Annotated in this window: 13 protein-coding genes; 11 read left to right on the top strand and 2 right to left on the bottom strand. The window is 62.9% G+C overall.

Annotation, left to right across the window (positions count from 1 at the left end):
- Positions 1 to 16: 16 nt before the first annotated feature.
- Both AC0L21_RS22575 and AC0L21_RS22570 read right to left on the bottom strand, forming a co-directional pair.
- A complete protein-coding gene (locus AC0L21_RS22575; protein ID WP_473263993.1) occupies positions 17 to 1,588 on the bottom strand; it encodes a PfkB family carbohydrate kinase in 1,572 nt (523 codons plus the stop codon).
- A gap of 116 nt (positions 1,589 to 1,704) precedes the next feature.
- Positions 1,705 to 2,700, bottom strand: a complete 996-nt coding sequence (locus tag AC0L21_RS22570) for an SDR family oxidoreductase (protein ID WP_473263992.1) — start codon at positions 2,698 to 2,700, stop codon at positions 1,705 to 1,707.
- A gap of 161 nt (positions 2,701 to 2,861) precedes the next feature.
- On the opposite strand from AC0L21_RS22570, the gene AC0L21_RS22565 reads away from it, so the two are divergent.
- The 11 genes from AC0L21_RS22565 (at position 2,862) to rpoC (ending at position 18,663) form a co-directional block, all read left to right on the top strand.
- Positions 2,862 to 3,449, top strand: coding sequence for an SIS domain-containing protein (locus tag AC0L21_RS22565; RefSeq protein WP_473263991.1), 588 nt, complete (start codon positions 2,862 to 2,864; stop codon positions 3,447 to 3,449).
- A gap of 76 nt (positions 3,450 to 3,525) precedes the next feature.
- Positions 3,526 to 4,794 (top strand): methyltransferase domain-containing protein, encoded by a 1,269-nt coding sequence (locus AC0L21_RS22560; protein ID WP_473263990.1) that lies wholly within the window; start codon positions 3,526 to 3,528, stop codon positions 4,792 to 4,794.
- A gap of 374 nt (positions 4,795 to 5,168) precedes the next feature.
- Positions 5,169 to 5,360 carry a preprotein translocase subunit SecE gene (gene secE, locus AC0L21_RS22555; protein WP_007611620.1) on the top strand — a complete coding sequence of 64 codons (192 nt, stop codon included), beginning with the start codon at positions 5,169 to 5,171 and terminating at the stop codon, positions 5,358 to 5,360.
- Positions 5,360 to 5,914: a transcription termination/antitermination protein NusG gene (gene nusG, locus AC0L21_RS22550; protein ID WP_007602985.1), complete on the top strand. Its 555-nt coding sequence runs from the start codon at positions 5,360 to 5,362 to the stop codon at positions 5,912 to 5,914. Before secE ends, nusG begins: the two co-directional genes overlap by 1 nt.
- 130 nt (positions 5,915 to 6,044) lie before the next feature.
- Entirely contained in the window at positions 6,045 to 6,473 is a 429-nt protein-coding gene (gene rplK, locus AC0L21_RS22545; protein WP_007602986.1) for a 50S ribosomal protein L11, read from the top strand.
- 6 nt (positions 6,474 to 6,479) lie between these two features.
- The gene (rplA, locus tag AC0L21_RS22540) at positions 6,480 to 7,172 is read left to right on the top strand and encodes a 50S ribosomal protein L1 (RefSeq protein ID WP_007602988.1); all 693 of its coding nucleotides are present in this window, start codon (positions 6,480 to 6,482) and stop codon (positions 7,170 to 7,172) included.
- Positions 7,173 to 7,262: 90 nt separating this feature from the next.
- Entirely contained in the window at positions 7,263 to 8,210 is a 948-nt protein-coding gene (locus tag AC0L21_RS22535) for a 2-hydroxyacid dehydrogenase (protein ID WP_473263989.1), read from the top strand.
- Between the two features lie 578 nt (positions 8,211 to 8,788).
- Entirely contained in the window at positions 8,789 to 9,307 is a 519-nt protein-coding gene (gene rplJ / locus AC0L21_RS22530) for a 50S ribosomal protein L10 (protein WP_275168107.1), read from the top strand.
- A gap of 54 nt (positions 9,308 to 9,361) precedes the next feature.
- Entirely contained in the window at positions 9,362 to 9,739 is a 378-nt protein-coding gene (gene rplL / locus AC0L21_RS22525; RefSeq protein ID WP_007602994.1) for a 50S ribosomal protein L7/L12, read from the top strand.
- Positions 9,740 to 10,222: 483 nt separating this feature from the next.
- Positions 10,223 to 14,338: a DNA-directed RNA polymerase subunit beta gene (gene rpoB / locus AC0L21_RS22520; RefSeq protein ID WP_007602996.1), complete on the top strand. Its 4,116-nt coding sequence runs from the start codon at positions 10,223 to 10,225 to the stop codon at positions 14,336 to 14,338.
- 128 nt (positions 14,339 to 14,466) lie between these two features.
- Positions 14,467 to 18,663 (top strand): DNA-directed RNA polymerase subunit beta', encoded by a 4,197-nt coding sequence (rpoC, locus tag AC0L21_RS22515; protein ID WP_473263988.1) that lies wholly within the window; start codon positions 14,467 to 14,469, stop codon positions 18,661 to 18,663.
- Positions 18,664 to 18,728 lie beyond the last annotated feature (65 nt).

The following is an 18,728-nucleotide window of genomic DNA, read 5'->3' as shown; positions in this document are numbered from 1 at the left end:
AGTATCTGGCGTCGCGCTACTTCAACAACGCGGTGACGAACTTGACCAGCGGCACCTTCTCGACCGAACTGCGGTGGCCGACGATTCCGACCTTGATCGCGCCGGCTGCATTGCCGATGAAGGCGACGTCCTCGATATTGCCGCCGGCGGCGACCAGCGGCGCGGTGATCGTCAGGAAGGCGTCGCCCGCGCCGACGGTGTCAACGACGGTCTTGGTGAAGGCGGGGACGCGCGCGACGCCGGTTTTCGACGAGAAGGGGTAACAGCCGAAGGAGCCGTGCGTGATGATCATGTTGTCGCAGTCGATCTTGCCGTGCAGGCCGGTCTCGATCACGGACGCGATGTCGCTGAACTTGTCGCTTGCAGCCAGACGCGCCTCCGGCGCGTCGATGCAGATGTAGTCGGCCCGCGGATATCTCGTGATCAGGTTGTAGCCGTGATTGCCGCTGTTGCTCTGGGCATTAACTGCCAGGAACTTGGAGTTGGCGATCAGGGTGTCGATCGTGCTCGACGCGATCATGCCGTGACCGAAATCCGTGGCGATCACTACGTCCGCGCCACGCACGCGCTCCGTCGTGATGCGGTCGATCTCCTTCCGATCGGCCTCGTCGAGCGGCGTGTCGTCCATGGTGTAGACTTCGAACAGCTTGTGCAGATATCCCAGCTCGACGTACCGCGATTTGCGGGTCGTCGGACGGCCCTGAAGGCGGATTGGCGTCAACGTGACGTTCGGGCGGACATGCGCCCGAATGAACTCCTCAGGGTAGTCGTTGCCACCCAGCGTCGTGACGACCTCCACTGACCTGCAGAAGCTCGCGACATGGTTCGCCGCGGCAATGACGCCGCCGGCAAATTGCTCGCCGTTCTTGAACAGCGTGGCGACGATGTTTTCCTTCGAGGCCTTTCCGAGCGCCGTGACGTACTGGTATTCGTCGATGATGGTGTCGCCGACCAGCACGACGTGCATGTCCTGCACCTTGTCGATCAGCTTCAGCAGGCGATCGGCGCCGCCGCCTTCACGGACTTTCTGCAGGTAGTCGCGGAGGGAAGGATCGTAGATGTCGAAATACCGGTTCACCAGCGACGAGGAGCTGAATGTCACGTCGCGCGTGAACACGATGCGCCCGCCGTGACGCTCGACGGCGTCGCGCTCGGTCCGGATCTTGCCGGTTACGTCGTCTTCGGGGTTTTCATAGTCGGACCCCTTCACATAGATGTCCGGCCGCACCGTGTCCAGGATCGGCTCGGCGCTGGAGGTGTGATTGATGCCGACCCAATCGACGGTCGCGAGCGAGGCCAGCATCTCGGCCCGCATGTTTTCGGGGAAGATCGGCCGACCGGGTCCCTTGTTGACGTAACGGTCGGCGGTGATCGTGACCATGACGACGTCGCCCTCGTTGCGCGCCGCCTGGATGTGTCTGATATGGCCGAGATGCACGAGGTCGAAGACGCCGTGGCAGAGTGCAACCTTCCGGCCCCGCGCTTGCGCGGAGCGCGCGATCTCGCCCAGTTCCTCGATTGTCTTGATCTTTTCGTGCTCCGCCAGTTGGTCGTTCAACGCGGGATTGTCGGTCGGAATATAGCCCATGTGAATAACCTAAAGCGCCAGCCGGCCTCAGCCGGGCGGCCCGGGATTGAACGATTCGCGGTAACGATACCTGGCGAACCTGTTCACTGGCTTGCCTTCTGCGGCGCGCCGGACGCCTAGTCGTTGTTGTCTCCCAGATATTTGAACCAGTCCTTCGTGGCGTCCGCGATCTTGTCCACCGTCCACAGGGGGGCGTCCTTATACTGATCCATCGACTTCAGCATCGTCGCGACCCCGTCCTCAAATTTTACCTTCGGCGCCCATTTCAGGATCTGCTTGATCTTGGTGATGTCGGCATAGGTGCAATCGGGCTCGCCGGGACGCTTGGGAATGTGGACCTTGTCGCCGCGGAGAAGCTCGACCAGCCGGTTGACACTGTAGGTGTTGTCGGAGCCGACGTTGAAACTTTCGTTCGTGACCTCGGAGCGCGCGGCGGTCACGAAAGCATCGGCGACATCGCTGACGAAGGTGAAGTCGCGGGTCTGCTCGCCGTCGCCGACCACCGTGAAGGGCTTGCCGGCGAGCTTCTGCGCCATGAACACGCCGAACACGGCGCCGTAGGTGCCCGTGGTGCGATGGCGCGGCCCGTACACGTTGAACAGGCGCAGCGCGACCGCGGGCAGCTTGTAGACCTGGCACCAGTGCATGACGCACTGCTCGCCGAGATTCTTGGTGAGGGCATAGGGATACATCGGCCGGATCTCGGCGCCTTCCGGCGTCGGATAGACGTCGGGAATTCCGTAGCAGGAGGACGACGCGGCATAAACGAAGCGGCTGACGCCGGCCTGCCGTGCAGCCTCGAGAACGTTCACCGTGCCGTCGACATTGGCGCGGTGATACGGGATCGGGGACTCGATCGAGGGGACGATGTCGGCCAGCGCGGCGAGATGAAACACCCAGTCGATGCCGTCGAAATGCGGCTTGATCGATTCGAGTTCGGTGACGTCGGCCCGCACGATCTTCAGTCGATCAGGATCGACGCGCGAGGACAGATTTTCGGGGCGTCCGATCACGAAATTGTCGAGCGCGACGACCTCATGGCCGTCGTCGAGGAGGCGGTCGACGAGGTGACTGCCGATGAAGCCCGCGCCACCGGTAACGATGCATTTCATAGGAACATCCGTGATGCGAATGCCCAGCGAAATAGGCCCGCCAATGTTGAGTGAAGGTGGAAACCGAATCGGCTGTTGGTCGACTTCGATGGTAATATAGCTTTGCAATCGCTGGTGATAGCCGGTATCAGGGCGTCATGTCGCCGTCGAGCCGCGAGCCCATGCCTGCCGAGTCCGTCGATCCCGATCACAAGGCTTTCCTTGACGACTACGTAGGGCGCCTCCATCGCGCGACGGCAATTGACGACGGGGTTTTCGCCAGGATTTCCGTCACCCGCACGGCCTGGTTGCGCGCGCGCGAGCAGGGCGGCCGCGTCATCTTCATCGGCAATGGCGGCTCGGCCGGCATCGCTTCCCATCTCGCAATCGATCTGGCGAAGAACGCATCGGTGCCCGCACTCTGCTTCAGCGATGCCAGCATGATGTCGTGCCTTGCCAATGATTACGGTTTCGAGGACTGGCTCGCGCATGCCGTGAGGCTGAGCGCCCGCGCCGGCGACTGCCTCGTCGCGATCAGCTCGTCGGGACGCTCGAAGAACATTCTCAATGCGGTCGCGCAGGCGCGGGCGATGAAGCTCGATGTGATCACGCTGTCGGGCATGAACGCGGAGAATCCGCTGCGCAATCTCGGCGACGTCAATTATTACGTCGACAGCCGCAGTTACAACATCGTCGAGACCACGCATCAGTTCTGGATGATGGCCGCGATCGACCTCATCATCGGTCGCGCGGAATATCCGGCGTCCTGAGGCGGTGCCGTCGATCTGATCACCACAGGGTGAGATTGCCTCACCTGTTCGCATGTCTCCGTCTTACGGTCCTACGATGAAAAACCTGTTCTACGTCCGTCATACCTGCCGCCTCTGTCATTCGGACAAGCAAGAGCTTGTCGTCCCGATGGCCGGCATGCCCATTGGCACGCCGAACTTCCAGGTGCCGGATGCAAGCGTCGACGATCCGGTCTTTCGGGCCGCGGTGCCGATGGCGCTGCACCTGTGCGCGGACTGTGGCCATCTGCAGATTCTCCATGTCGGCAATCCGGAGATCCAGTACCGAAATTACGTTTATACCACCTCGCTCTCGCTTGGTTTGCGGGAGCACTTTGCAGGCTATGCCAACGACGTCGTCAGCCGATTCGCCATCGCGCCGGGCTCGCTAGTCGTCGAGCTCGGCAGCAACGACGGATCGCTGCTCGGTTTCTTTCGGGAGCGCGGCATGCGGGTGCTGGGCGTCGATCCCGCCGTCGACATCGCACGGCGTGCGACGGAAGCGGGGATCGAGACCATCGGCGATTTCTTCACCGATGCCATCGGTCGCCGCATCCTGCAAAGCCACGGCGCGGCCGGTGTCGTGATCGCCAACAACATGATCGCCAATGTCGACAATCTCGACCCGCTGGTGATCGGAGTTCGCGACGTGCTTGCGCCGGACGGGCTGTTCGTTTTCGAAACGCAGTATGGCGTCGACGTCACCGAGAAGAACCTTCTCGACACCGTCTATCACGAGCATCTGTCGTATTTTAACATCAAGCCGCTGACGCGCTTCTTCGCGCGACTCGGCATGGAAGTGATCGACGTCCAGCACATCGAGACCAAGGGCGGCTCGATCCGGGTGACGGTGCAGCGTGCCGGCGGCGCGAAGAAGTCGTCCGCGGAAGTCGCGCGCTTCATCGCCGAGGAAGACCGGCTCGGCGTCGACCGGCCAGCCTACTATGTGCCCTATGCGAAGAGGATCGCCGCCATCCGCGACGAGCTGGTCGCGATGGCCGATGCCGCCCATGCGCGCGGCCAGCTCGTGGCCGGCTACGGCGTCTCGGTCGGTACCACGACCCTGCTGCCGCAGTTCGGCCTGGAGAACAAGATCGACTTCCTGGTGGACGACGACCCCAAGAAGGGGAACGTGATGGCCGGCCCGGGGTACGACATCCCGATTCTGCCGCCCGCCGCCCTTTACGAGCGCAAGCCAGCGTTCGTCGTCGTCTTTGCCTGGCGCTACGTGGACCCGATCCGGGCCAAGCATGCCGGCTATTTCGCCGAGGGCGGAAAGTTCGTTGTGCCGTTGCCGGGCATTTCGACGATCGACCAGGCCGGCTGACCTTGAGAAGCGCTAAAGGGGCGGCAGGTGAGGGGCCCGGCGGTGTCATCCTGCAAGGAACCGGCTGCGGCCTTGGGACGGCGCATTGCAGGCGGCGGATAAGCCCTTGATCGGCCTGATCTCTGGTCGGTCGCCCGCGGAGGTCGTTTTACCCGCGCCGGCCCTCTCTATCTTGACCTTTGGTCCCATCCGCAGTAGATACCCCGCACTCGCAGCCGGCCCGTTAGACGCGGATCTCCGGCGCGGCTTTGAAATCCCCGAACAATCGAGCCCGGTTTCCGGCTCATCCTTCGAGACAGAGGGCTGGGCCAACGGCGGCTGTTCGGATCCCTGAAATTCATTCGCGTCTGTCGACGGACGTTGGACATCAAACGATGGCAGTCAGCCCGTTCAAGTTCTTGCAGGAAGTGCGCTCGGAGACCGCCAAGGTCACCTGGCCGACCCGCCGCGAGACCACGATCACCACTATCATGGTGTTCGTCATGGTCGCCGTGGCCTCGATCTTCTTCTTCGCCGCCGACCAGATCATCCGTTACCTCATCACCTTCCTTCTGGGCATTCACTGATGGCAACAGCAACGGCTCAATTGTCTGACAAGCGCTGGTACATCGTCCACGCCTATTCGAACTTCGAGAAGAAGGTTGCCGAATCGATCCGCGAGCAGGCCAAGCAGCGCGGGCTCGAGGAGCTGTTCGAGCTGGTGCTGGTTCCGACCGAGAAGGTCACGGAAGTGCGCCGCGGCCGCAAGATCGACGCCGAGCGCAAGTTCTTCCCGGGTTACGTGCTGGTGAAGATGAAGCTGACCGACGAGGCGTTTCATCTGATCAAGAACACGCCGAAGGTGACCGGCTTCCTCGGCGCCGAGAACAAGCCAATGCCGATCTCGGAAGCCGAGGCCATGCGCATTCTGCACCAGGTCCAGGAGGGCGTGGAGCGGCCGAAGGCGTCGGTGTCGTTCGAGATCGGCGAGAACGTGCGCGTGGCCGATGGCCCGTTTGCCTCGTTCTCGGGTGTGGTCGAGGAAATCGACGAGGCGCGCTCGCGCGTGAAGGTCGCCGTGTCGATCTTCGGCCGCGCCACGCCGGTCGAACTGGAATTCGGTCAGGTCGAGAAGGTCTGATCGGGTAGGCGTGGGGCTTCGGTCTCGCGCAACAAGAGGCCGTGGGAGGGAGAGGGCGGTTGCCAGCCGCATCCGACCCAGACCACGAACCTGAAACCGCCGGCCCAGGCCGGCCCAACAGGAGTGATACATGGCAAAGAAAGTGACCGGATACCTGAAGCTTCAGGTCCCGGCCGGTGCGGCGAATCCTTCGCCCCCGATCGGTCCCGCGCTCGGTCAGCGCGGTCTCAACATCATGGAGTTCTGCAAGGCGTTCAACGCCCAGACCCAGAAGGAAGAGAAGAATACCCCGATTCCCGTCGTGATCACGATCTACGCCGATCGTTCGTTCACGTTCGAGATGAAGACGCCGCCGATGTCCTTCTTCCTCAAGCAGGCTGCCAAAATCCAGTCCGGCTCCAAGGCGCCAGGCCGCGACAAGGCGGGTGCGGTGACCAAAGCGCAGGTGCGCGAGATCGCTGAGAAGAAGATGAAGGATCTCAATTGCGACTCGATCGAGTCGGCCATGAAGATGGTCGAGGGCTCTGCCCGTTCGATGGGTCTGGAAGTGGCGGGGTAAGGGCTCATGGCAATCGGAAAGCGTTTGAACAAAGCCCGCGAAGGTATTGATCGCGAAAAGCTTTACCCGCTCGCGGACGCCATCAAGATGGTCAAGGAACGCGCGAAAGCGAAGTTCGACGAGACCATCGAGGTCGCGATCAATCTCGGCGTCGATCCGCGTCACGCCGACCAGATGGTCCGCGGTGTCGTGACCTTGCCGAACGGCACCGGCCGTACGCTCCGCGTCGGCGTGTTCGCCCGTGGCGCCAAGGCCGACGAGGCCAAGGCTGCGGGTGCCGACGTCGTCGGCGCCGAGGACCTGGTCGAGAAGGTGCAGAACGGCACGATCGATTTCGACCGCTGTATCGCAACCCCCGACATGATGCCGCTGGTCGGCCGTCTCGGTAAGGTGCTCGGCCCGCGCGGCCTGATGCCGAACCCGAAGATCGGCACCGTGACCATGGACGTCACCGGTGCGGTGAAGGGTGCCAAGGGCGGCTCGGTCGAGTTCCGCGTCGAGAAGGCCGGCATCCTGCAGGCTGGCGTCGGCAAGGCCTCGTTCACCGAGGAAAAACTGGTCGAGAACATCAAGGCTCTGGCGGACGCTGTCTCCAAGGCCAAGCCCGCCGGTTCCAAGGGCACCTACATCCAGCGCGTTGCGGTGTCCTCGTCGATGGGCCCCGGCGTGAAGGTCGAGCCGGGCACCATTCTCGGCTAGGGTTTGAAAATGACATGAGGCGAGGGGCGGAATTGGGCAACCGATTCCGCCCCTCGTCGTTTGTGACGGCGTTCACCGGAAACAAGAATAATGACTGACAAGGTCCTGATCTACTCGCGCTTTCCCAAGACGATGATGGCGCGCTTCGCCGAGCGGTTCGAGCTGCTCGACACGGCCGGCAAGGCTGCGCGCGAGGTGTTTTCGGCCGACGAGCTCGGCGGCATCCGCGCGGTGCTCACCGCCGGCGGCACGCCGCTGGGCGCGGAGGCGATGGACCTGTTTCCGAAGCTCGGCGCCATCGTCTGCTACGGCACCGGGTATGACGGTGTTGACCTGAAGGCCGCCGTTGCCCGCAACATCGCGGTCGGACACAGCCCGGGCGCCAATGCGGCCTCGGTCGCCGACATCGCGATGACCCTGATGCTCGCGACGACGCGGCGAATCCTGGTTGCCGACCAGTACGTCCGAAGCGGCGATTGGGCCGCGTCAAAGCCCTCGCCGATGATGCGCCCGCAGGCCGGGATGCCGGGCCGCCGCATCGGCGTCTACGGCATGGGCGAGATCGGCCGCAAGATCGCCGCGCGCTGCGCCGCCTTCGAGAGCGAAATCGGCTATTTCAGCCGCAGCAAATACGATCTGCCCTATCAATATTTCCCGACGCTGGAGGCGCTGGCCGACTGGTGCAGCGTGCTGATGATCGCGGTCCGGGCAGGAGCCGAGACCCAGCATGCCGTCAGCGCCGATATCCTCAAGCGCCTCGGCGCAGACGGCTATGTCGTCAACATCTCCCGCGGCTCGGTGATCGACGAGAAAGCCCTGGTGGTGGCGCTCACCGAGAAGACCATCGCCGGCGCCGGTCTCGACGTCTACGACCAGGAACCGCATGCCCCGGACGCGTTGACGGCGCTGCCCAACGCGGTGTTCGCCCCCCATATCGGCGGCCATACCCTCGAATCGCACGTCGCCATGCAGAACTGCGTGTTGGCGAACCTGACGGCGTTTTTCGCGGGCAAGAGGTTGCCTTACGCGGTCAAATGAGCCTGAATCGGCCCTTGTCGGCCCGGGTCAAGCGCCTGCGGCAACGGATTGGAACTGGTGTGAATTTTGCTCTTGGCAAGCAGGCTCCGAGCGGTTAAAGAACCGCTTCCGGACGCACCGGCCTTGGCTGGCGCGTTCGTGCACGCATTCCGAAAAACAAGCGATGGAGATCATTCCTTTTCAGGACGTCCGTGAGGATTGGCTGGAAAAGGAGGGAAATTCGTCGGGTGTGGGATGCGGGCAGAGGTCGGGCGGTTCGCCGGCTGACCTTGTCCTGTCCAAGACTGCAGGCGCCTGCGGGGAATTTCGATTTCTCAACGGCTTAATCGCATGGCCTGCATAGACGGGTGAAGACCGGATTTCACTTCGTGACCACCTTGGGGTCGGTTGCGGAATGGGTTTGGTTCGGACCTCGACACGCCGTGGGCTCTAACGGGCTCCCGGAGGGCAGGCTTTGAATTGTCGTCTTGCCCGGCGTGTCCGATGGGTTTGGCCCTGAGGTTCAGGTTTGGGCGGGACGATGGGTGCAACCCGGCGGTCCCGCTTTTGCGATGACCGCCAACCGGAAAGAGCTTGCTGTGGAACGAGCGGCAAAAAAGGAAGCGGTCGAACAGCTCAATGGGGTCTTCAAGACCACGAGCGTCGCGGTCGTTGCCCAATATTCCGGCCTGACCGTTGCCCAGATGCAGAAGCTGCGCATGCAGATGAAGCAGGCTGGCGCCTCGGTGAAGGTCTCGAAGAACCGTCTCGCCAAAATTGCTCTTGAAGGCACTGACGTCGTTGCCATCGGCCCCATGCTGAAGGGACCGACCGTGATCGCCACTTCGGACGATCCGGTAGCGGCGCCAAAGGTCGCCATCGAATTCGCCAAGGCGAACGAAAAGTTCGTCATCATTGGTGGCTCGATGGGAAAGACCGTCCTGAATGTCGACGGCGTGAAGGCACTTGCCTCGCTGCCGTCGCTTGACGAACTGCGCGCCAAGATCGTCGGCCTGCTTGTGGCCCCGGCGACCAAGATCGCTCAGCTCGCCAACGCGCCCGCGGGCAAGCTCGCGCGCGTCATCCAGGCTTATGCCTCAAAGGGCGAAGCGGCCTGACGCCCTTCGCAAAACTCAAACCCGAACCAGACTTACATTCAAGGAAACTGAACAATGGCTGACCTGCAGAAGATCGTTGACGACCTCTCGAGCCTCACCGTGCTCGAAGCTGCCGAACTCGCGAAGCTCCTCGAAGAGAAGTGGGGCGTTTCGGCTGCCGCGGCTGTCGCCGTGGCCGGCCCGGCTGGTGGTGGCGCTGCCGCCGCTCCGGCCGAAGAGAAGACCGAGTTCACGGTCGTTCTTGCCGCCGCCGGCGACAAGAAGATCGAGGTCATCAAGGAAGTCCGCGCCATCACCGGCCTGGGCCTGAAGGAAGCAAAGGACCTCGTCGAGGGCGCGCCGAAGCCTGTCAAGGAAGGCGTGAACAAGGACGAAGCCGAGAAGCTCAAGGCCCAGCTCGAGAAGGCTGGCGCGAAGGTCGAGCTCAAGTAAGCATCGCTTACTGGCACGAGATCCCGGTGAGCATCATCGCAGCCGGGATCTCGGTCCACTCCTCGAAAGGGTGGGCCAGATGCAAAAGGCGTGCGACGGAACGATCCGACGCGGGCCGAACACGAAAAAGTGTGGGGATTTGAGGGCTTAGCCCTCGAATCTGCACTAATGTCGCCCCATATCGGGTCGGCAGCACGAAAGCGCGGTGGGCAGGGATGCCGCATTTCCCTGTAAGCCGTTGGGAGAGCAAGCTATTTCGGGCTTTTGCAGTCCGTGAAGAGGATGGTTGTGACGGGCGGGCGCGCTCCTGCGCCCCGCGCGTCGTTTTGCGTTTTGAAGGTCTGAAGAACAGATTCAGGACATTCCTGCCTGAAACTGAGTCTCCGGCCCCCAAGACGGGTTCGAAAAATTCAACCCGGGGAGCGGCGGTCGCTGCGTTCCGGAGGGCGCGCCCAAATCGGGCGACGAAAATGAGAGGCCACGATGGCGCAGCAGACATTCACCGGTCGCAAACGCGTTCGCAAGTTCTTCGGACACATCAAGGAAGTGGCCGAGATGCCGAACCTCATCGAGGTTCAGAAGGCGTCCTATGACCAGTTCCTGATGGTCGACGAGCCCCAGGGCGGGCGGTCGGACGAGGGCTTGCAGGCGGTGTTCCGCTCGGTGTTCCCGATCTCCGACTTCTCGGGCACCTCGATGCTGGAATTCGTCCGCTACGAGTTCGAGCCGCCGAAATACGACGTCGACGAGTGCCGCCAGCGCGGCATGACCTTCGCGGCTCCCCTCAAGGTGACGCTGCGCCTCATCGTGTTCGATATCGACGAGGAAACCGGCGCGAAGTCGGTCAAGGACATCAAGGAGCAGGACGTCTACATGGGCGACATCCCGCTCATGACGATGAACGGCACCTTCATCGTCAACGGCACCGAGCGCGTCATCGTCTCGCAGATGCACCGTTCGCCGGGCGTGTTCTTCGACCACGACAAGGGCAAGACTCATTCGTCGGGCAAGCTGCTGTTCGCCGCCCGCGTGATCCCGTATCGCGGCTCCTGGCTCGACATCGAGTTCGACGCCAAGGACATCGTCTATGCGCGTATCGACCGTCGCCGCAAGCTTCCGGTGACGTCGCTGATGTTCGCGCTCGGTCTCGACGGCGAGGCGATCCTCAGCACCTTCTACAAGAAGATCCAGTACAAGCGGATCAAGGAGGGCTGGCGCGTTCCGTTCGACGCCAATCGTTTCCGCGGCTACTCGACCATCAACGACCTGATCGACGCCGATACCGGCAAGGTCGTGCTCGAAGCCGGCAAGAAGCTCACCGTGCGCGGTGCGCGTCAGATGCAGGAGAAGGGTCTGAAGGCGCTGCGCCTGTCGGATGCCGAGCTCGTCGGCAACTACATCGCCGAGGACCTCGTCAATCCCAAGACCGGCGAGATCCACGCCGAAGCCGGTGAAGAGATCACCGACAAGTCGATGAAGGCTCTCAACGAGCAGGGCTACAAGGAACTGCCGCTGCTCGACATCGACCACGTCAATGTCGGCGCCTACATCCGCAACACGCTCTCGGCCGACAAGAACATGACGCGCGAGGACGCGCTGTTCGACATCTACCGCGTGATGCGTCCCGGCGAGCCGCCGACGCTTGATTCGGCGCAGGCGATGTTCCAGTCGCTGTTCTTCGACGCCGAGCGCTACGACCTCTCGGCCGTCGGCCGCGTCAAGATGAACATGCGCCTCGACCTCGATGCGCCCGACACCCAGCGCACGCTGCGCAAGGAAGACATCCTCTCCGTCATCAAGACGCTGGTGGATCTGCGCGACGGCAAGGGCGAGATCGACGACATCGACCATCTCGGCAACCGCCGTGTGCGTTCGGTCGGCGAGCTCATGGAGAACCAGTACCGCATCGGCTTGCTCCGCATGGAGCGCGCGATCAAGGAGCGCATGTCTTCGGTCGACATCGACACGGTCATGCCGCAGGACCTGATCAACGCGAAGCCGGCGGCCGCCGCCGTGCGCGAGTTCTTCGGCTCCTCGCAGCTCTCGCAGTTCATGGACCAGACCAACCCGCTGTCGGAGATCACCCACAAGCGCCGCCTGTCGGCCCTTGGACCGGGCGGTCTGACCCGCGAGCGCGCCGGCTTCGAGGTGCGCGACGTGCATCCGACGCATTACGGCCGCATCTGCCCGATCGAGACGCCGGAAGGTCCGAACATCGGCCTGATCAACTCGCTCGCGACCTTCGCGCGCGTGAACAAGTACGGCTTCGTCGAGACGCCTTACCGCAAAGTCAAGGACGGTCGCGTCACCGACGAGGTCGTGTACCTCTCGGCGATGGAAGAGGGCCGCTACACGGTCGCGCAGGCCAACGTGCCGCTCGATCCGAAGGGCCGCTTCACCGAAGATCTCGTGGTCTGCCGTCACGCCGGCGAAGTCTTGCCGGTGACCCCGGACAAGGTCGACTACATGGACGTGTCGCCGAAGCAGCTCGTTTCGGTCGCGGCCGCGCTGATCCCGTTCCTCGAGAACGACGACGCCAACCGCGCGCTGATGGGCTCGAACATGCAGCGCCAGGCGGTGCCGCTGGTTCGTGCCGAAGCGCCGTTCGTCGGCACCGGCATGGAAGGCGTGGTTGCGCGTGACTCGGGTGCTGCGATCGCGGCGCGCCGTTCGGGCGTGATCGACCAGATCGACGCAACCCGCGTCGTCATCCGCGCCACGGAAGATCTCGATCCGACCAAGTCGGGAGTCGATATCTACCGGCTGATGAAGTACCAGCGCTCCAACCAATCGACCTGCATCAACCAGCGTCCGCTGGTGAAGGTCGGCGACATCGTCAAGAAGGGCGACATCATCGCCGACGGTCCGTCGACCGATCTCGGAGAGCTCGCGCTCGGCCGGAACGTGCTCGTCGCGTTCATGCCGTGGAACGGCTACAACTTCGAAGACTCGATCCTGCTCTCCGAGCGGATCGTGAAGGAAGACGTGTTCACCTCAATTCATATCGAAGAATTCGAGGTGATGGCCCGCGACACCAAGCTCGGACCCGAGGAAATCACCCGCGACATTCCGAACGTCTCGGAAGAAGCGCTGAAGAACCTCGACGAAGCCGGCATCGTGTACATCGGCGCGGAAGTGCGCGCCGGCGACATCCTGGTCGGCAAGATCACGCCGAAGGGCGAAAGCCCGATGACGCCGGAGGAAAAGCTCCTGCGCGCCATCTTCGGCGAGAAGGCTTCCGACGTCCGCGACACCTCGCTGCGCGTTCCTCCGGGCGTGCAGGGCACCATCGTCGAAGTGCGCGTGTTCAACCGGCACGGCGTCGACAAGGACGAGCGTGCGCTGGCGATCGAACGGGAAGAGATCGAGCGTCTGGCCAAGGACCGCGACGACGAGCAGGCGATCCTGGACCGCAACGTCTACAATCGTCTTGCCGAGCTGCTCGAGGGACGGCAGGGCATCGCCGGTCCGAAGGGCTTCAAGAAGGACACCAAGATCACCCGTGCGGTGCTCGAGGAGTACCCGAAGTCGCAATGGTGGCTGTTCGCTTCGCCGAACGACAAGCTGATGGCCGAGATCGAGGCCATGCGGAAGCAGTACGACGAGTCGAAGAAGGGGCTGGAACAGCGCTTCCTCGACAAGGTCGAAAAGCTTCAGCGCGGTGACGAATTGCCGCCCGGCGTGATGAAGATGGTCAAGGTCTTCGTCGCGGTGAAGCGCAAGATCCAGCCCGGCGACAAGATGGCGGGCCGCCACGGCAACAAGGGCGTGGTGTCGAAGATCGTGCCGATCGAGGACATGCCGTTCCTCGAAGACGGTACGCATGCCGACATCGTGCTCAATCCGCTCGGCGTGCCCTCGCGCATGAACGTCGGACAGATCCTCGAGACCCATCTCGGCTGGGCCTGTGCCGGCCTCGGCAAGCGTATCGGCCAGACGGTCGATGCCTATTTGTCGAAGCAGGACATCCGGCCGCTGAAGGAAACCTTGAAGAAGGTCTACGGCGAGGACGAGACGATCAAGTCGCTCAACGACAACGAGTTGATCGAGCTCGGCCACAATCTGAGCCGCGGCGTTCCGATCGCGACGCCGGTGTTCGACGGCGCCAAGGAAGCCGACATCGAGGAGATGCTGAAGCTTGCCGGTCTCGACGCTTCGGGCCAGTCGACCGTCTATGACGGCCGCACCGGCGATGCTTTCGACCGCAAGGTGACGGTGGGCTACATCTACATGCTCAAGCTGCACCATCTCGTCGACGACAAGATCCACGCGCGTTCGATCGGTCCGTACTCGCTCGTTACCCAGCAGCCGCTGGGCGGCAAGGCGCAGTTCGGCGGCCAGCGTTTCGGCGAAATGGAAGTGTGGGCGCTCGAGGCTTACGGCGCCGCGTACACGCTCCAGGAGATGCTGACCGTGAAGTCGGACGACGTCGCCGGCCGTACCAAAGTGTACGAGGCGATCGTGCGTGGCGATGACACCTTCGAGGCCGGTATTCCGGAATCGTTCAACGTGCTGGTCAAGGAAATGCGCTCGCTCGGCCTCAACGTCGACTTGCACAATTCCAAGGTCGGACCGGGGACGGCGGAAGCGGCCGAGTAATACGACCCTCATGCCCGGCCTGAACGGCCGGGCATCGGCGCCCAGTCCTGGAATCGCGAGGGCGGGGCGCCCCGCATAGTGATTTTCGAATTTGCTGCCGGAGGCGACCGGCACGCGAGGAGAAGACGATGAACCAAGAAATTATGAATCTCTTTAATCCGACGACGCCGGCTCAGGTCTTCGACCAGATCCGGATCTCGATCGCGAGCCCCGAGAAGATTCTGTCCTGGTCGTACGGCGAGATCAAGAAGCCGGAAACCATCAACTACCGTACCTTCAAGCCCGAACGCGACGGCCTGTTCTGCGCCCGCATCTTCGGGCCGATCAAGGACTACGAGTGCTTGTGCGGCAAGTACAAGCGCATGAAGTACAAGGGCATCATCTGCGAGAAGTGCTCGGTCGAGGTCACGCTGTCGCGCGTCCGGCGCGAGCGCATGGGCCATATCGAGCTCGCAGCTCCCGTCGCCCACATCTGGTTCCTGAAGTCGCTGCCCTCGCGCATCGGCCTCCTGCTCGACATGACGTTGAAGGATCTCGAGCGGATCCTCTACTTCGAATATTACGTCGTGCTCGAGCCGGGCCTCACCGCGCTGAAGGACCGTCAGCTCTTGTCGGAAGACGAGTACCTGAAGGCGCAGGACGAATACGGCCAGGATTCCTTCACCGCCATGATCGGCGCGGAAGCGATCCGCGAGCTGCTCAAGGGCATGGATCTCGAGAAGCTCGAGCTGACCTTGCGCGCGGAGATGCAGGAGACGGACTCCGACATCAAGCACAAGAAGCTCGCCAAGCGCCTGAAGATCGTGGAAGCGTTCCGCCACTCCGGCAACAAGCCGGAATGGATGATCATGACCGTGGTCCCGGTGATTCCGCCGGACCTGCGTCCGCTGGTGCCGCTGGACGGCGGCCGCTTCGCGACCTCGGACCTCAACGACCTCTATCGCCGCGTCATCAACCGCAACAACCGCTTGAAGCGGCTGATGGAGCTGCGCGCGCCGGACATCATCATCCGCAACGAGAAGCGCATGCTTCAGGAGGCCGTCGACGCGCTGTTCGACAACGGCCGCCGCGGCCGCGTCATCACGGGTGCCAACAAGCGTCCGCTGAAGTCGCTCGCCGACATGCTCAAGGGCAAGCAGGGCCGGTTCCGTCAGAACCTGCTCGGCAAGCGCGTCGACTATTCGGGCCGTTCGGTGATCGTGGTCGGTCCCGAGCTGCGCCTGCATCAGTGCGGCCTGCCGAAGAAGATGGCGCTCGAGCTGTTCAAGCCGTTCATCTACTCGCGGCTTGACGCCAAGGGCCTGTCCACCACCGTGAAGCAGGCCAAGAAGCTGGTCGAGAAGGAGCGGCCCGAGGTCTGGGACATCCTGGACGAGGTCATTCGCGAGCATCCCGTGCTGCTCAACCGCGCGCCGACGCTGCATCGCCTCGGCATCCAGGCGTTCGAGCCCGTGCTGATCGAGGGCAAGGCGATCCAGCTCCACCCGCTGGTCTGCGCCGCGTTCAACGCCGACTTCGACGGCGACCAGATGGCCGTGCACGTCCCGCTGTCGCTGGAAGCGCAGCTGGAAGCGCGCGTCCTGATGATGTCGACCAACAACATCCTGCATCCGGCGAACGGCCAGCCGATCATCGTGCCGTCGCAGGACATCGTGCTCGGTCTCTATTACGTCTCCATCATGCGCGAAGGCCTGCCCGGCGAGGGCAAGATCTTCGGCGAGATGGCGGAGCTCGAACACGCGCTGCACGCGAAGGTCATCCACCTCCACACCAAGATCAAGTACCGGTGGGAAGGCATCGACGATACCGGCAAGATCTCCAAGCGCTGGATCGAGACCACCGCTGGCCGCGTCATGCTGGGCAATTTGCTGCCGAAGAACCCGCGTGTTCCGTACGAGATCATCAACAAGCTGATGACCAAGCGCGAGATCTCCGGCGTGATCGACCAGGTCTACCGCCACTGCGGTCAGAAGGAGACGGTGATCTTCTGCGACCGCATCATGGCGCTCGGCTTCTACAACGCGTTCAAGGCCGGCATCTCGTTCGGCAAGGACGACATGGTCGTGCCGCACTCCAAGTGGAAGATCGTCGACACCACCCGTACGCTGGCGAAGGATTTCGAGCAGCAGTACAACGACGGTCTGATCACCCATGGCGAGAAGTACAACAAGGTCGTCGACGCCTGGTCGAAGGCCACGGAAGAAATCGCCAAGGCGATGATGAAGGAGATCTCCTCGACCAAGAAGACGGCGAGCGGGGCGGATGCCGACATCAACTCGATCTACATGATGGCTCACTCCGGTGCCCGCGGTTCGCCGGCCCAGATGCGCCAGCTCGCCGGCATGCGCGGCCTCATGGCCAAACCGTCGGGTGAGATCATCGAGACGCCGATCATCTCGAACTTCAAGGAAGGCCTCTCGGTGCTCGAGTACTTCAACTCGACCCACGGCGCCCGCAAGGGCCTCGCGGACACCGCGTTGAAGACCGCGAACTCCGGCTACCTGACCCGTCGTCTCGTCGACGTCGCGCAGGACTGCATCATCACGCAGGACGATTGCGGCACCAAGCTCGGCATCAAGATGCGCGCCATCGTCGATGCCGGCACCGTGGTCGCTTCGCTCGGCTCGCGCATCCTCGGACGCACGGCCTGCGAAGACGTGCGTGACAGCACGGGCAAGGTGATCTTCAAGCGCGGTACGCTGATGGAAGAGAGCCATCTGGATGCCATCCAGCAGGGCGGCGTCCAGGAGGTGAAGATCCGCTCGGCGCTGACCTGCGAACTCGTCAACGGCATCTGTGGCAAGTGCTACGGCCGCGATCTCGCTCGCGGCACGCCGGTCAACCACGGCGAAGCGGTCGGCGTCATTGCGGCGCAGTCGATCGGCGAGCCTGGCACCCAGCTCACCATGCGCACCTTCCACATCGGCGGTGCGGCGCAGCTGAACGAGCAATCTTTCGTCGAATCCAACTTCGACGGCAAGATCGTGATCCGGAACAAGGCCATCGCCCGCAACAGCGAAGGCCACCTGGTCGCGATGGTTCGCAACATGGTGATCGCGATCGTCGATGCCGACGGCACCGAGCGTGCAACGCACCGTATTCAGTACGGGTCGCGCCTGCACGTCGACGAGGGCGACATGGTCAAGCGCGGCCAGCGTATCGTCGAATGGGATCCCTACACCCGTCCGCTCCTCACCGAGGTCGAAGGCACCATCGGCTTCGAGGATCTGGTCGAGGGACAGTCGATCTCGGAAACGCTCGACGAGGCCACCGGTATTGCCAAGCGCGTGGTCATCGACTGGCGCTCGATGCGCGGCGGCGGGGACCTGCGTCCTGCCATCGTGATCAAGGGCAAGGACGGCAAGGTGCTCAAGCTCGCCCGTGGCGGCGATGCTCGCTACATGCTGTCGGTCGACGGCATTCTGTCGGTCGACGTCGGAGCCAAGGTCCAGGCGGGCGACATTCTCGCCCGTGTCTCGACCGAAAGCGCCAAGACGCGCGACATCACCGGCGGTCTGCCGCGGGTGGCGGAACTGTTCGAGGCTCGGCGTCCGAAGGATGCGGCGATCATCGCCGAAATCGCGGGCACTATCCGGTTTGGGCGCGACTACAAGAACAAGCGTCGCATCTCGATCGAGCCGATGGACAAGACCGACGAGGCGCGCGAGTACCTGATCCCGAAGGGCAAGCACATCCACCTTCAGGACGGCGACGTCGTCGAAAAGGGCGACTTCATCGTGGAAGGCAATCCGGCGCCGCACGACATTCTGGCGGTCAAGGGCATCGAGGAACTCGCGGCCTATCTGGTCAACGAGATCCAAGAGGTCTATCGGCTCCAGGGCGTGCTCATCAACGACAAGCACATCGAGGTGATCGTCCGTCAGATGCTCCAGAAGGTGGAAGTCACCGACCAGGGCGACACGGACATGATCTCGGGCGAGCAGATCGACAAGATCGAGTTCGACCAGATCAACGCCAAGGCCAAGGAAGAGGGCAAGAAGATCGCCACGGGGACGCCGGTTCTGCTCGGCATCACCAAGGCGAGCCTTCAGACCCGCTCCTTCTTCTCGGCGGCCTCGTTCCAGGAGACCACTCGCGTCCTCACGGAAGCGGCGGTCAACGGCAAGGTCGATCCGCTCGAAGGCCTCAAGGAGAACGTCATCGTCGGCCGGCTGATCCCGGCAGGCACCGGCGCCTCCATGGCGAAGATCCGCGAAGTCGCCGTGAAGCGCGACAAGATGATCCTCGACGAGCGCGAGAAGCAGGCGGCCGTCGTGCCGCCGGCGCCGGAAGTGGAGCCGATGGCGCTGCCACCTGCGGAATAATCGTTCATCCGTAGGAATACCGAGGACACTGAAAAGGCCGGCGCAAGCCGGCCTTTTTGCTGCTT

The sequence above is a fragment of the Bradyrhizobium sp. WSM4873 genome, assembly GCF_055811355.1.
The sequence above is the reverse complement of the archived record's forward strand: the minus strand, read 5'-3'. Positions and strand labels throughout refer to the sequence as shown.